Genomic DNA, 13,738 nt, shown 5'->3' with positions numbered 1-13,738 from the left:
CCGGTGACGACCACCGGGACCCCGCCGCTGCCGAAGGCCGAGCTGCACCTGCACATCGAGGGCACGCTCGAACCCGAGACCGTGTTCGAGCTGGCCCGGCGGCACGACGTCGCGCTGCCGTACGCCTCGGTGGAGGAGCTGCGGGCGGCCTACGACTTCACCGACCTGCAGTCCTTCCTGGACGTGTACTACGCCAACATGGCCGTCCTGCGGACCCGCGACGACTTCGCCGCGCTCGCGTCGGCGTACCTGCGGACCTGCCCGGAGCAGGGGGTCCGGCACGTCGAGATGTTCTTCGACCCTCAGGCGCACACCGCTCGCGGCGTCGCGATCGGCGACGTGATCGGCGGGCTCACCGACGCGATCGAGCACCACGCCGACGACGTCTCCGCCGGGCTGATCCTCTGTTTCCTGCGCGACCGGTCGGCCGCCGAGGCGGAGGGGACCCTGCGGGCGGCGGAGCCGTACCTGGACCGGATCGTCGGGGTCGGGCTCGACTCGGCCGAGGTCGGGCACCCGCCGTCGAAGTTCACCTCGGTGTTCGAGCGGGCCCGCGGGCTGGGTCTCAAGCCGGTCGCGCACGCGGGGGAGGAGGGCCCGGCGGGCTACGTGACCGAGGCCCTCGACGAGCTGGGCGTGCTGCGCGTCGACCACGGCATCCGCGCGATCGAGGACGACGCCCTCGTCGCCCGCCTGGTCCGTGACCGCACCCCGCTGACGGTCTGCCCGCTGTCCAACGTCCGGCTCGCCTGCGTCCCCGGCATCGGGCTGCACCCGCTGCCGGAGATGCTCGCGGCGGGGCTGAACGTGTCGGTGCACTCCGACGACCCCGCCTACTTCGGCGGCTACGCCGACGCGAACTACGCCGCGGTCCGCGAGGGCCTCGGCTTCACCGACGACCAGCTCCGCACGCTGGCCGCCAACTCGATCACCTCGTCGTTCCTCGACGACGAGGCCGTGCAGCGCCTGCTCGGCGAGGTCGCCGACTGGTGGGCCGCGGCCCGCGGGTGAGTCAGGCCGTCGCGGCGAGCCGGACCGGGCGCAACGGGTGCAGCGGGTGCCCGGCACCGGTCCGTCCCCGCTCGACGTCGAACGGCGACAGCCGGAACCGGCGGGTCCGCAGCTGGTACTCCGCGGTGTTGGCCGGCCACATGACGACGTTGACGCCCTCGTCGTTCTGGTAGTAGCTCGCGCAGCCGCCGGTCTCGTACACGGTGCGCGCCGAGCGGCGCCGGATCCGCCGCGTCCAGCGCTCCTCGACGGCGGGCTTCACGTCGAGCGCGCGGATGCCCTCGGCCGCCATCCGGCACACGGCGTCGGCGACGTAGCGGGCCTGGGCCTCGGAGAACAGCAGCGTCGAGCTGGCCCCGCTGGTCGCGTTCGGACCCTGCATGAGGAACAGGTTCGGGAAGCCGGGGTAGCTCATCCCCAGGTAGGCGCGCGGGTAGGCGCCCCAGTGGTCGTGCAGGGACCTGCCGTGGGCGTCGTGGATGCGGCGCGCGATCGGGGCCGTCGCGCCGACCTCGAACCCGGTGGTCAGCACGATCGCGTCGACCTCTGCGCGGCTTCCGTCGCCGGAGACGACGGTCCGCCCCTCGACCCGGGCGAGCCCACCGGTGTGCAGCGTCGTGTTCGGCGCGCTCATCGCGGGCAGATAGTCGTTCGAGACCAGCGGCCGCTTGCAGGCGTAGTCGAAGTCGGGGGTCAGCCGCGCGCGCAGCTGCGGGTCGGGCGTCTGGGCGGCGAGATGCCTGCGGCCGACCCGGGTGAGTGTCTCGCGCAGCAGCCGCGAGCGACGGGTCGCGGCGAGCAGCTCGGCGCCGACGTAGATGACGTCGAACTGCATCCGGCACAGCAGCGGGTTCGCCGCCAGCGCGCGACGGGTGCGCTCGCCGACGGGCCGCTCGGGCTTGGGCAGGATCCAGGCCGGGGTGCGCTGCAGGACGTGCAGCTCGGTGACGCGCGGCTGCAGCTCGGGGACGAGCTGGATCGCCGTCGCCCCCGTCCCGACGACGGCGACGCGCCGGTCGGCGAGCTCGGCGTCGTGGTCCCAGCGGGCGGAGTGGAACACCGGGCCGGGGAAGTCCGCGAGGCCCTCCACGTCGGGCAGCTTCGGGTCGGCGACCAGCCCGGCCGCGCTGACCAGGACGTCCGCGGTGAACTCACCGGACGGTGTCGCGATCCGCCAGCGGGCGTCCGCGGGGTCCCAGCGGGCGGAGAGCACGTCGGCGTCGAAGCGGACGTGGTCGAGCAGGCCGGTCGAGTGGGCCAGGCGCCGGGCGTAGTCCTGCACCTCGTGGCCGGGCGCGTAGAGGTCGCTCCAGTCCGGGTTGGTCATGGCACGCAGCTGGTACAGCGGCGACGGCGTGTCGACGCCGACACCGGGGTAGGTGTTGTCGCGCCACACCCCGCCGACGTCGTCCGCCCGCTCCAGCAGGACGAAGTCGTGCACACCCCGCCGCAGCAGGGCCAGGCCCACGGCGAGTCCGGTGAACCCCGCCCCCACGACGGCGACCCTCGAATGACGGGGCGACGGGCCGCTCGGCACGTCGGCGGCGCCGGGGGAAGCGGGATCGACCGGCCGCTGGATCGGCAGCGCCTCGGACGTCATGGTCTCGACGGTAAAGGCTTCATGGTGCACCGGCACGCGAGAGCGGCCCGTCTCACGAGGTCGTCGCACACCCCTGTCGCACGGGTCACACCCGACCCGTCGGTAACCGTCGCGCCTGCGCCGGTCGGGTGCGGACGCACTACGCTCCCCGCGTGCCCTCCGTCATGATCACGGGCGCGTCGTCGGGGATCGGGGCCGCGTTCGCCGATCGGCTCGCCGCCGACGGCCGCGACCTCGTGCTCGTGGCGCGCGACGCCGACCGCCTCCAGACCGCCGCGCAGCGCTACCGCGACCTCGGCGTCGCCGTCGAGGTGCTGCCCGCCGACCTGTCGGACCCGGACCAGCGGGCCCGGGTCGTGCGCCGCCTCGCCGACCCCGACCTCGCGCCGGTCGACCTGCTCGTCAACAACGCCGGGCTCGCGCTGGGCGCCTCCTTCCTCGAGAACGACGCCGCCGACCTGGCCCGCCAGCTGCAGGTGAACGTGGCCGCCGTGCTGGAGCTGACCCGGGCCGCGCTGCCCGGGATGGTCGACCGCGGCACCGGCGCGGTGCTGAACGTCGCGAGCGTCGCGGGCTTCCTGGCCGGGCGCGGCTCCACCTACCCGGCCGACAAGGCCTGGGTCATCTCCTTCACCGAGGGCGTCGCGGCGTCGCTGCAGGGCACCGGGGTGCGCGCGATGGTGCTGTGCCCCGGCTACGTGCGCACCGAGTTCCACGAGCGGGCCGGCATCGACGTCGGCGCCCGCCGCGGCCCGCTGTGGCTGGAGGCCTCCCAGGTCGTCGACGAGGCACTCGCCGACCTCGACCGGGGCCGGGTCGTCTCCGTGCCCTCCAGGCAGTACAAGGCGATCGTGGGGGTGACCGGGGTGCTGCCCCGGAGCCTGCTGCGACGCATCACGGCGACGTTCGACAGGGATCGCACATGAGCTCCGCACACACCGACCGCTCCCGCCTCGCCGCGCTGGTCCGGGAGATCGCCGTCGTCCACGAGCGGGTCACGCTCTCCTCCGGCGCGGAGGCCGACTACTACATCGACCTGCGCCGCGTCACGCTGCACCACGAGGCGTCCCCGCTGATCGGACGGTTGCTGCGCGAGCTCACCACGGACTGGACCTACCGATCGGTCGGCGGGCTGACGCTCGGCGCGGACCCGGTCGCGACGGCGGTGCTGCACGCGGCGGCGGCCGAGCCGGACACCGACCCGGTCGACGCCTTCGTCGTCCGCAAGGAGACCAAGAAGCACGGCATGCAGCGGCTCATCGAGGGCCCGGACATCACCGGCCGCCCGGTGCTGGTCGTCGAGGACACCTCCACCACCGGCGGCTCGGTCCTGACCGCGGTCCGGTCGGTGCTCCAGGCCGGCGCCGACGTCGTCGGGGTGTGCACCGTCGTCGACCGTGACACCGGCGCCCGGCAGGCCGTCGAGGCCGAGGGCGTGCCGTACCGCGCGCTGCTGGGGCTGGCGGACCTGCAGCTGGGATGAGCGAGCCCGGGCCCAGCGAGTGGTCGGTCCCCGGCCAGGTCGGGGTCGGCCCGTGGGCCGGGCCGTGGCCGCAGGGCGACCGGTGGGACCCGGAGCTGCTGGAGCACGGTGACCGGCGCAACGTCGTCGACCGCTACCGCTACTGGCGCCGCGACGCCGTCGCGGCGGACCTGGCAGGCCGGGCGCACCCGTTCCACGTGGCGATCGAGAACCTCGGGCACGACCACAACATCGGCACGGTGGTGCGCACGGCGAACGCCTTCGGGGTCGCCGGCGTGCACATCGTCGGGCGACGCCGGTGGAACCGCCGCGGCGCGATGGTCACCGACCGCTACCTGCGGCTGCACCACCACGCCGACTCGCACGGTCTCGTCGCGTTCGCCCGGGAGCACGGCCTGGCCGTGGTGGCGGTGGACAACGTCGCGGGCGCGGTCCGGCTGGAGGCCACGTCGCTGCCGCGGGACTGCGTGCTCGTGTTCGGCGCCGAGGGCCCCGGGCTGTCACCGGAGCTGCGCGACGCCGCGGACCTGGTCGTGTCGATCGCCCAGTTCGGCTCGACGCGCTCGGTCAACGCCGGGGTGGCCTCGGGGATCGTGATGCACGCATGGATCCGCGAGCACGCGGACCTGTCCGACGCCTGGTGATCAGCACGTTTCCGCCCCGGGCAGGGCGGAAACGTGCTGATCGATGCTCAGTTGCCGTGCCGGGGCGGCATGGTGGGGCGACCGGTGGTGTGGCGGTACGGCGGCTCCGTGCCGTCCTGCGGGCGGGGGCCGGGGCCGTGCGGCGGCACCGCGCCACCGTGCCGTGGTGCGGTCCCGCCGTGCTGCGGGGCACGACCGGGCTGGGCGAACGTCGTCTGCCCGTCCCGGGGGCGTCCGGTCCGCGGCGCCGGGCCGCTCCCGACGGCCGGCATCTGCATGGTGACCGCGGCCGGGTCGTCGTCGGCGGAGCGGCCGGTGACGGTGGCGGCGGCCGCACCGGTCGCGGCGCCCGCGACGCCGTCGACCGGGCCGGCGGGGCCCCCGCGCCTGGACGCGGCCCGCGCCCGCAGCACCTCGAACACGATCGGCAGCACCGAGATCAACACGATCGCGATGAGGATCAGGTCGATGTGCTCACGGACGAACGCGAACTGGCCGAGGAAGTAGCCCAGCACCGTCACGCCCGCCGCCCACGCGACGCCGCCGATCAGCGAGTACGTCAGGTAGCGCTTCGGGTCCATCCGCGCGACGCCGGCGCTCACGGTGATGAAGGTCCGCACGATCGGCACGAAGCGGCCGAGGACGATGGCCCGGTTGCCGTACTTCTCGAAGAATTCGTGGGTCTTCTCGACGTGCTGGGGGTTGAACAGCTTCGACTTCGGCTTGTCGAAGATCGCCGGGCCGGCGCGGTAGCCGATGCCGTAGCCGACGGCGTTGCCGGCGAAGGCGGACACCACCAGCACCAGGCAGACCAGCCACAGCGGCACGTCGATCGCGCCCTGCGCGACGAACAGGCCCGCGGTGAACAGCAGCGAGTCGCCGGGGAGGAAGAACCCGAGCAGCAGCCCGCACTCCGCGAAGATGATCGCAGCGACGCCCACCAGGGCCCACGGACCCAGGGACTCGATGATCACCGCCGGGTCGAGCCAGTCGGGACCGAGGGCGAGCGTCTGCGTCGCGGCGAGAACCGTCACGTCGAGAAACGGTACCGGCCGGGTGATGTGGATCGACGTGGCCGTCGCTGTGGGGGTGCTGTGAGCGGCTCAGCCGAGGGCGGGCAGCGCCCCCGGCAGGAGCACCGAGACCAGCGCGAGACCCCCGCCGAGCAGGGCGCCGAGGAGCAGCGCGATCACCGCGGCCCAGACGATCTGGCCGGTCGCCGACCGGGCGGGCTCCGGTGCCGGGGCCTGCTGCGGCCGGCGCTGCGGGGGCGGCCCGGGACGCGGGACCGGCGGCGGGAGCCGGCCGGGGACGCGTGGCGGCACGGGGGCGGGGCCCGCCGCGGGACGCTGCGGCATCGGGCGCCCGCGGGCCTGCGCCTGCAGCGCCTCGCCGATCCGGCGGGCGGCGTCGTCGTGGCCGGGCTGCGGCGGCTGGGGGCCGGTCATCGCAGCTCCCCCGGACGCCGGACGGCCTCGGTACCGGCCCGCTCGGCCATGATCCGGGCGACGGCGTCGAGCGCGCGGCTGGCGGTCGACTTCACCGTGCCCCGGCTCATCCCGGCGGCCTCGGAGATCTCGGACTCGGTCAGCCCGCCGTAGTAGCGCAGGACGAGCACCTCGCGCTGGCGCGGCGGGAGCTGGCCCAGCGCGTCGACGACCGACTGGTGCTCGGCGGACAGCATGGCCAGCGACTCCGCGGAGCGGGCGTTCGCCGCGTGCGGCGGCACGTACTCGCGTGCCGTGCGACGGCGCCGCAGCACCGACCGGGACCCGTTCACCACGGCCGCACGCAGGTAGGCGACGGCGGCCGTCTCGTCCCGCAGGCCGGTCCAGTGCCGGTGCAGCCCGGTGAACGCCTCCTGCACCACGTCCTCCGCGGTGGCCGGGATGTCCACCAGCAGCATCGCGAGGCGCACGAGGCGCAGGCGGTGGTCGCGGTAGAGGTCGGCCAGCGTCAGCGATGTCTCCGGGCCCTGCCGGGCCCCGGAACCACCCGGCCCGTCGACCGGGGCCGACGTGCCCGGGGTGAACGGGTGCGGCCCGGTGCCCGCGGGCGCCGGTCGGCTGTCGATGGCGCGCAACCGGCCCAGCGTCCGGTCGACGGCGTTCTCGGCGCGCTCCTCCTCCACGCCCACCACACTAGCGACCACCACCGACAGGCTCCGCAGCATTACCCGGTGCACCGGGCGACGGCGTCGCCCGCGGTGAGACCAGGCCCATTCCGACGATGGCTCCCCCTTCCCCGCGGGTACGTGATACTCACCCGGAGACAAGGAGCGCTGCGCGGAGCAGCGACCGCCGACGACGAGGAGGCAGGCCCCGTGCCCATCGCCACGCCCGAGATCTACAACCAGATGCTGGACAACGCCAAGAGCGGCGAGTTCGCCTACCCGGCGATCAATGTGACCAGCACCGAGACCCTCAACGCGGCGCTGCGCGGGTTCGCGGAGGCAGGCTCCGACGGCATCGTGCAGGTCTCGACCGGTGGCGCGGAGTTCCTGTCCGGCACCCGGGTCAAGGACATGGTCACCGGTTCGGTCGGCCTCGCAGAGTTCGCGCACGTCGTCGCGGACAAGTACCCGGTCAACATCGCGCTGCACACCGACCACTGCCCCAAGGACAAGCTGGACTCGTTCGTGCGTCCGCTGATCGCGATCAGCCAGGAGCGCGTGGACAAGGGGCAGAATCCGCTGTTCCAGTCGCACATGTGGGACGGCTCCGCGGTCGAGCTCGAGGAGAACCTGAAGATCGCGGCCGAGCTGCTGGAGCAGGCGGCCAAGGCGAAGATCATCCTCGAGGTCGAGATCGGCGTCGTCGGCGGCGAGGAGGACGGTGTCGCGAACGACATCAACGACAAGCTCTACACCGCCCCCGGCGACTACGAGCGCACCGTCGAGGTCCTCGGCTCCGGCGACAAGGGCCGCTACCTGCTGGCCGCGACCTTCGGCAACGTGCACGGCGTCTACAAGCCCGGCAACGTCAAGCTCCGCCCGGAGATCCTCAAGCAGGGCCAGGAGGTGGCCGTGCAGAAGCTGGGGCTCGACGCCGGCGCCAAGCCGTTCGACCTGGTCTTCCACGGCGGGTCCGGCTCGCTGCTCGAGGAGATCCACGAGGCGCTGGGCTACGGCGTCGTGAAGATGAACGTCGACACCGACACCCAGTACGCCTTCACCCGGCCGATCGTGTCGCACATGTTCGCCAACTACGACGGCGTGCTCAAGATCGACGGCGAGGTCGGCAACAAGAAGGTCTACGACCCGCGCTCGTACCTGAAGAAGGCCGAGGTCGGGATGAGCGAGCGCGTCGTCGAGGCGTGCGAGTCGCTGAAGTCCGCCGGCAAGGCCCTCTGAGTCCTCCTCCGGATCCACGTCGTGTGCCCACCGGTTGGCGACGACCGGTGGGCGCGCGCCAGGATGGCGGCATGAGTCTGCACGGCAACCTGCTCGAGCCCGACGACACGCGCCTCCCGGTCGACCCCGCCGCGGCGGACCTGACCGCGGGCAAGGACCCGTCGGAGGTGGCGGCGGGGTCGCCGTCGTCGTCGATCGCCTGGGCGGTGCTCGCCGAGCGCGCCCTCGACGCCGGGGAGAGCGTCGCCGCCTACGCCTACGCCCGCACCGGCTACCACCGCGGCCTGGACCAGTTGCGCCGCAACGGCTGGAAGGGCTTCGGTCCGGTGCCGTGGTCGCACGAGCCGAACCAGGGCTTCCTCCGGTCGTGCGGCGCGCTGCTGCGCGCCGCCACGGCGATCGGGGAGGCCCCCGAGGTCGAGCGCCTGCGCACCCTGATCAACGACTCGGACCCGGAGGCGCTCGCCGCCCTCGGCGTGTCCTGACGCCGGTGGCCGCGTGGGACCGGGTCCGCTCACGCGGCCGGGCCGGAGCCCGGCGCGTCCGCGCGTCGTGGCTGCCGATCCTGCAGTGCTCCATGGCCGCCGGCCTCGCCCTCTGGGTGGCCGGTGACCTGATCGGTCACACGCGGCCGTTCTTCGCGCCGATCGCGGCGGTGCTCAGCCTGGGCATGTCGCTGAACTCGCGGCTGCGCCGCACGGCCGAACTCGTCGTCGGGGTGAGCATCGGCGTCCTGGTCGGCGACCTGCTGATCGCGCAGATCGGCGGCGGACTCTGGCAGCTGGTGCTCGTCGTCGCGCTCGCGCTGGTCATCGCGGTGTTCACCGACGGCGGGACCCTGTTCGTCAACCAGGCCGCGGTGTCCGCGGTGCTGGTGACGACGCTGCTCCCGCCCACCGAGACCGGTGGGATCGACCGCTGCATCGACGCCCTGATCGGCGGCCTCGCCGGGATCCTGGTCGCCGCGGTCATCCCCGCGCATCCGGTCCGGATCGTGCGCCGGGTCGCCCGCCGGGTGCTCGACGACCTCGTCACCGTGCTCACCGAGATCGCGACGGCGCTGCGCGAGGGCGACCGGGAGAGCGCGTCGCGGGCGCTGGCCCGGGCCCGCGACACCCAGGCCGTCATCGACGAGCTGCGCACGGCGGTCAGCTCCGCGGGCGAGGTCGTGACGGTCTCACCGATGCACCGGCCGCGCCGGGCCATGCTGCGCCGCTACCGGACGCTCGCCGAGCGGGCCGACTACGCCCACCGCAACGCCCGGGTGCTCGCCCGGCGCGCGATGACCGCGATCGAGGACGGCGAACCGGTCCCGCCCGGTCTGCCGGACGCGATCACCGAGCTCGCCGCCTCCGTCGAGGCGCTGATCGGGGAACTCGGGCAGGACGGCGACCGCGAGAAGGCGCGCGGCCCGATCCTGGAAGCCGTGCAGCACGCACCGGTCCTCGCCGACCCCGGTGCGGTCGTCGCCCGGCCGGCGGAGGGGCAGCCGGCCGCGGCGCCCGCGGTCTCGGCGCCCGTGCTGGTCGCGCAGGTCCGCTCGATCGCTGTCGACCTGCTGCAGGCGACCGGGATGACCCGCAGCGAGGCGCTGCGTGCGTTGCGCGGGCAGCTCACCGATCCGCACGGGGACTGAACGGGCGGAAGGGCTTCCGTCACGGGCCGGTCACGGAGCAGAATCGGGCCTCGTTCGGCGCCGGGACGTCGGTCCCCCCTGCACGGAGTTGTGGACGTCGCTCACTGATCGGGGTTCACGGTGCAGCTGTTCATCCGCTACGTCCTCGCGCCACTCGTCCGGCTCGTGTGGCGGCCCCGCGTGCGCGGCGCGGACCGCATCCCGGCCACCGGGCCGGTGATCCTCGCGGCGAACCACCGCGCGGCCGTCGACACGGCGTTCATCCCGCTCGTCGCCCCGCGCAAGGTCGCCTTCCTCGGCAAGGCCGAGTACTTCACCGGTCGTGGTCTGCGCGGACGCCTGATGGCCGCGTTCCTGGGGGCGCTCGGCTACATCCCGGTCGACCGGTCCAACGCCCGCGCCGGCCTCGCCGCGCTCGCCGCGGGGCGCAAGGTCCTGGAGTGCGGCGGTGCGTTCGGCATCTACCCGGAGGGCACGCGCTCCCTCGACGGCAAGCTGCACCGCGGGCACACCGGCGTCGCGTCGCTGGCGCTGTCGACGGGGGCGGTCGTCGTGCCCGTCGGCCTGATCGGGACCGAGCACGTGCAGCCGGTCGGACGGCTGATCCCGCGCCTGGCCCGGGTCGAGATCCGCTTCGGGCGGCCGCTGGAGTTCAGCCGCTACGAGGGGCTGGAGGGCGCTCCGGCGATCCGGCGCGCGGTCACCGACGAGATCATGGACGCCATCGCGGACCTGTCCGGGCAGATCTATGTGGACAGTTACCACCGGCGCCCGGACGACTCCGCCGCCGCGGCCTGACCGGAACGGGTCCGGTGGCGACGACGACGGGCTAGCCTGCTGCGGTCCTGTTCCTGTCCGGGGGAGCGTCGCCGGTGGTCCGACTCGTTGTCGTCCTGCTGCTCGTGTGCGGGGTGGTCGTGGGGTGTGGGGCTGCGGAGCCGGAGGGGCCGTTTCCGCCGCGGCCGGCGGAGATCGACGTGAGCAAGACGGACCTCTGCTCTCTGCTGACTCCAGCTCAGCGTGCCCAGCTTTCGGTGGACGAGGGCGAGCCTGGAAACGTGGTTCTCCCCGAGGGCCCCAGCCGTACCTGCACATGGCCCGATAACGACGCGGTCATCTCCTATGCGGTGCAGACCATCAGCGAACCTGCCTCGACTGCAGTGGGTGCTTCGGATTCGTCGTTGGACATCATCGGTGGCTTCGGTGCTGTTCGAGTCACGGCTGATGCCGAATCGACGCCGTTGTGCGAGTTCTACCTGGACGCCGGAGACGCAGACACGCTCCGAGTGCAGGTGCAGGCTGTCGGGTACGGGGATGACGGCAAACCTCTCGCGATGACACGCGTATGCAAACAGGCACGCTCGCTCGCCGGATTCGTGGTCGAGAATGCGAGGGCCGGACACGGGTGACGATGTCGGGCGGTTCGCTTATGCGAACGGTCCGTCCCGATCGACCTCGGACGCCATCTGCAATGGCTAGCGTCCGCACGATGGACGTTCCAGCACGACACCCGCAGGGCCTGGTGTCGGACTCCTTCATGGCCCAGATCGACGTCGACAACGTGCTGCAGGTCAAACGCCTCTTCGACGAGCGTGTGGATGCAGCGAGGCGGACGCTTGCGGACTCAGCGGCTCTGCGTGCCATGCCCCCGTGTGCCGATGACCCGGTATCCAAGGACGCTGTGGTGGTCTTCCAGCCCAAGGTCGATGTCCTCCGTAAGACGCACTCCGACTACGTCAACGAGTTGGTCGAGGCCCGAAACAGGTTGGCCAAAGCCGTCGAGGAATATGGCCTCACGGAGGACGAGAACGCGGCCTCCTTCTCCGGTTCCTCGGGGCTTCAGTATCGCGGCCCTCACGTCACCCGCTGAGGACGACGATGGCGCTGCCGCGTTGTTACGCCTTCGAAGCCTTCGACATCGCCACGAAGGCGGCCTGGATCCTCGACAAGCCCGGCGCCGAGGCCATGCGACAGACTTCCGACGGTCTCCGCAAGCTCGTCGACGACATGGCGACCACCAAGCAGACCCTCGACCGCGGCATGGCCGATCTCGGTATCTCGTGGCAGGGCCCCGCCGCCCGGGCCGCCCAGGAGTCCCTGGACCGCACCGCGACCGGCGTCGACGGCACCGCGAACGTCGCGCGGAACGGCGCCGACCGCATGCTCGACCACGGCAGCGCGTTCGAGCGCATGCGCAACCAGGTCCGGTTCATGGACCCGGCCGAGTTCTCCTGGATCCAGCGCGCGGGCGACAACATCAGCGAGGCCTGGCAGTCCCTCCGGGGCAGGGGCGCCGACCACGTGACCATCGCCGAGCACAACCAGATCAACGACGAGGTCGCGAACCGGGCGCTCCAGAAGTACGAGTCCGAGACCTCCGCGATCGACGACCGCTTCACCACCGAGGCGGCCGCCGCGCCCCCGCCCGCGACATCTCCGGGCGCGACGCCGGGTCCCGGCGGTGCGCCGGGACCGCAGCCCGGCGTCTCCGTCGCGCCGGGTGGAGGCGGACTTCCCGGCCCGACACCGGGACCGGCCGGAGTCGGGCTTCCCCCGGTCGGGTCGGCCTCGCAGCCGGTGTCGGCACCCACCGGCCCGTCGGGCGGCGGCGGTGCGGGCGGCGGCCCCGGTGGTGGCGCGGGTGGCGGCGCCGGAGGCGGTGGCGGGCCCTCGCCCCTCGTCCCGCTGCCGAGCGGACCGGCGTTCTCGTCGGGCGCCGGTGGAGGCGGTACCGGGGCGCAGGGCTCCCGCATCCCGCCTGCTCCGGACCGCGTTCGGACCCCGATTCCGGATGCCGCCCGGGCCCGCGAGGACCTCGCGCGCCGCTTCGGCGATCAGGCACGTCGGCAGCAGCTCGTCCGCCCCCGCACCGAGACCGGCCCCGCCCCGCAGACCCGCCCCGGCAGCGGGACCGGGTCGTACGGAGCCGGTTCCGGAGCGGGCCGCGGCGCCCTCGGCTCCCCGTTCGGCGAGTCCCGCGGCACCGCGCGGCTGCCGGGCGCGGCGACCGAACCGCACGGACCCGGCGGTCGCGGCGGGGCCGGGACGGCGTGGGGCACCGAGCCCCGCACCCCCGGGCCGCGGAGCGCCGGCGCGCCCGAGCCGTGGACCGGCGCCAAGGCGGCGGAGGCTCGCGGCGGGGCCGGCTACGGCCCGATGGCCGGCGGCGTCCCGGGCGGTCGCGGCGAGACCCGGGACCACCGCAACCGCTACGTCGTCCCCACCGACGAGGTGTTCGACGTCGGGATCACCGCGACCGACGCGGTGCTCGCCCCCGAGGACCCCGGGCGTTGATCAGCCCGGCAGCACCGGCCGCCACGGCTCGGTGTGCCGGTACCAGGCCCACCGCTTGATCTCCCGCGGGTGCGCGACGCCGTCGCGGACGGGCGTCGCACCCGTCGTCCCGATCTGGATCGCCCGCCCGGTCGTGCCGGTCACCCCGCGGCCCGCCCGCACGTGCACGCCCTCGGGCCCCGCGTCGACGACGAGCAGCTTCACGCGGCCGTGCAGCACGCGCGTCGCGTCGCAGTAGGCCTCGCCGTAGAGGTCGGGGATCTCCCCGCGGCCGGCGAGGACGCCCCCGTTGTCGTCGCGCACCAGCGGCATCTCGCGTGCGGTGCCGGACCGGGCGAGGGCGACGGCGTCGTCGAACCGGGTCGGGAGGCCCCAGTTCGCGGCGGCCCGCGACCGCCGGGACACGGGCAGGTAGGCGACCTCGGTCGCGAGCGCGTCCCGCCGCAGCAGCCGGAGGAGCACGGCGGCGAGGTCCGCGTCGTCACCGTGGACGATCAGCCGCGGCACCGGGAGCAGGACGTCGACCTCCGCCTTCCCGGGGCGCGGGCCCACGGTGACCGAACGCACCGCGGGATCGGACACCAGCGACGACGGTGGGCGTTCACGTCGCGCGCCGGGCCGGATACCGTGGGAGGGAAGCCGGTGACGCCGCTGCGGCAGGCAGTCGAGGAGAACCGCTTCGGGATCGGTCGGAACCACTGATCGAGTACCCTCCTCG

General features: G+C 73.7%; 16 protein-coding genes. 11 read left to right on the top strand and 5 right to left on the bottom strand.

Annotated elements, in window-relative coordinates; all coding sequences use genetic code 11:
- The first annotated feature begins 3 nt into the window (after positions 1-3).
- The gene (locus ATL51_RS15750; protein WP_100879035.1) at positions 4-1,011 is read left to right on the top strand and encodes an adenosine deaminase; all 1,008 of its coding nucleotides are present in this window, start codon (positions 4-6) and stop codon (positions 1,009-1,011) included.
- 1 nt (position 1,012) lies between these two features.
- On the opposite strand, the gene ATL51_RS15745 is transcribed toward ATL51_RS15750, so the two are convergent.
- Positions 1,013-2,611 carry a flavin-containing monooxygenase gene (locus ATL51_RS15745; protein WP_083658700.1) on the bottom strand — a complete coding sequence of 533 codons (1,599 nt, stop codon included), beginning with the start codon at positions 2,609-2,611 and terminating at the stop codon, positions 1,013-1,015.
- 152 nt (positions 2,612-2,763) lie between these two features.
- On the opposite strand from ATL51_RS15745, the gene ATL51_RS15740 reads away from it, so the two are divergent.
- Genes ATL51_RS15740 through ATL51_RS15730 form a run of 3 tightly spaced genes read left to right on the top strand, consistent with a single transcriptional unit; the run spans position 2,764 to position 4,738 of the window.
- Positions 2,764-3,537, top strand: a complete 774-nt coding sequence (locus ATL51_RS15740) for an SDR family NAD(P)-dependent oxidoreductase (RefSeq protein ID WP_073576043.1) — start codon at positions 2,764-2,766, stop codon at positions 3,535-3,537.
- On the top strand, positions 3,534-4,094 hold the full coding sequence (gene pyrE / locus ATL51_RS15735) for an orotate phosphoribosyltransferase (protein WP_073576042.1): 561 nt from the start codon (positions 3,534-3,536) through the stop codon (positions 4,092-4,094). Before ATL51_RS15740 ends, pyrE begins: the two co-directional genes overlap by 4 nt.
- Positions 4,091-4,738, top strand: a complete 648-nt coding sequence (locus tag ATL51_RS15730) for a TrmH family RNA methyltransferase (protein ID WP_100879034.1) — start codon at positions 4,091-4,093, stop codon at positions 4,736-4,738. Before pyrE ends, ATL51_RS15730 begins: the two co-directional genes overlap by 4 nt.
- A gap of 47 nt (positions 4,739-4,785) precedes the next feature.
- On the opposite strand, the gene ATL51_RS29710 is transcribed toward ATL51_RS15730, so the two are convergent.
- From ATL51_RS29710 to ATL51_RS15715, 3 genes are all read right to left on the bottom strand, one after another.
- A complete protein-coding gene (locus tag ATL51_RS29710; protein ID WP_100879033.1) occupies positions 4,786-5,772 on the bottom strand; it encodes a DedA family protein in 987 nt (328 codons plus the stop codon).
- A 69-nt stretch (positions 5,773-5,841) separates the two neighbouring features.
- Positions 5,842-6,186, bottom strand: coding sequence for a hypothetical protein (locus ATL51_RS15720; protein ID WP_073576040.1), 345 nt, complete (start codon positions 6,184-6,186; stop codon positions 5,842-5,844).
- Positions 6,183-6,911, bottom strand: coding sequence for an RNA polymerase sigma factor (locus tag ATL51_RS15715; protein WP_100879032.1), 729 nt, complete (start codon positions 6,909-6,911; stop codon positions 6,183-6,185). The genes ATL51_RS15720 and ATL51_RS15715 overlap by 4 nt, the downstream gene beginning before the upstream one ends.
- A gap of 150 nt (positions 6,912-7,061) precedes the next feature.
- Here ATL51_RS15715 and fbaA point away from each other — a divergent pair, with 150 nt between their 5' ends.
- The 7 genes from fbaA to ATL51_RS15680 all read left to right on the top strand — a co-directional run bounded on the left by fbaA (position 7,062) and on the right by ATL51_RS15680 (position 13,020).
- Positions 7,062-8,090, top strand: coding sequence for a class II fructose-bisphosphate aldolase (fbaA, locus tag ATL51_RS15710; RefSeq protein WP_100879031.1), 1,029 nt, complete (start codon positions 7,062-7,064; stop codon positions 8,088-8,090).
- A 71-nt stretch (positions 8,091-8,161) separates the two neighbouring features.
- The gene (locus ATL51_RS15705; RefSeq protein WP_073576038.1) at positions 8,162-8,575 is read left to right on the top strand and encodes a DUF3151 domain-containing protein; all 414 of its coding nucleotides are present in this window, start codon (positions 8,162-8,164) and stop codon (positions 8,573-8,575) included.
- Between the two features lie 5 nt (positions 8,576-8,580).
- On the top strand, positions 8,581-9,726 hold the full coding sequence (locus tag ATL51_RS15700) for an FUSC family protein (RefSeq protein WP_301549045.1): 1,146 nt from the start codon (positions 8,581-8,583) through the stop codon (positions 9,724-9,726).
- A 120-nt stretch (positions 9,727-9,846) separates the two neighbouring features.
- Complete coding sequence (locus tag ATL51_RS15695) at positions 9,847-10,524, top strand: lysophospholipid acyltransferase family protein (RefSeq protein WP_100879030.1); 678 nt, start codon at positions 9,847-9,849, stop codon at positions 10,522-10,524.
- 74 nt (positions 10,525-10,598) lie between these two features.
- Positions 10,599-11,135: a DUF3558 family protein gene (locus ATL51_RS15690; protein WP_157818381.1), complete on the top strand. Its 537-nt coding sequence runs from the start codon at positions 10,599-10,601 to the stop codon at positions 11,133-11,135.
- Positions 11,136-11,215: 80 nt separating this feature from the next.
- Positions 11,216-11,596, top strand: coding sequence for a hypothetical protein (locus tag ATL51_RS15685; RefSeq protein ID WP_157818380.1), 381 nt, complete (start codon positions 11,216-11,218; stop codon positions 11,594-11,596).
- Positions 11,597-11,604: 8 nt separating this feature from the next.
- A complete protein-coding gene (locus ATL51_RS15680; protein WP_100879027.1) occupies positions 11,605-13,020 on the top strand; it encodes a WXG100 family type VII secretion target in 1,416 nt (471 codons plus the stop codon).
- On the opposite strand, the gene ATL51_RS15675 is transcribed toward ATL51_RS15680, so the two are convergent.
- Positions 13,021-13,602, bottom strand: coding sequence for a hypothetical protein (locus ATL51_RS15675; RefSeq protein WP_301549044.1), 582 nt, complete (start codon positions 13,600-13,602; stop codon positions 13,021-13,023).
- Positions 13,603-13,738: the final 136 nt, after the last annotated feature.

It is taken from the genome of Pseudonocardia alni, from assembly GCF_002813375.1.
Classification (GTDB): domain Bacteria; phylum Actinomycetota; class Actinomycetes; order Mycobacteriales; family Pseudonocardiaceae; genus Pseudonocardia; species Pseudonocardia alni.
The sequence above is the reverse complement of the archived record's forward strand: the minus strand, read 5'-3'. Positions and strand labels throughout refer to the sequence as shown.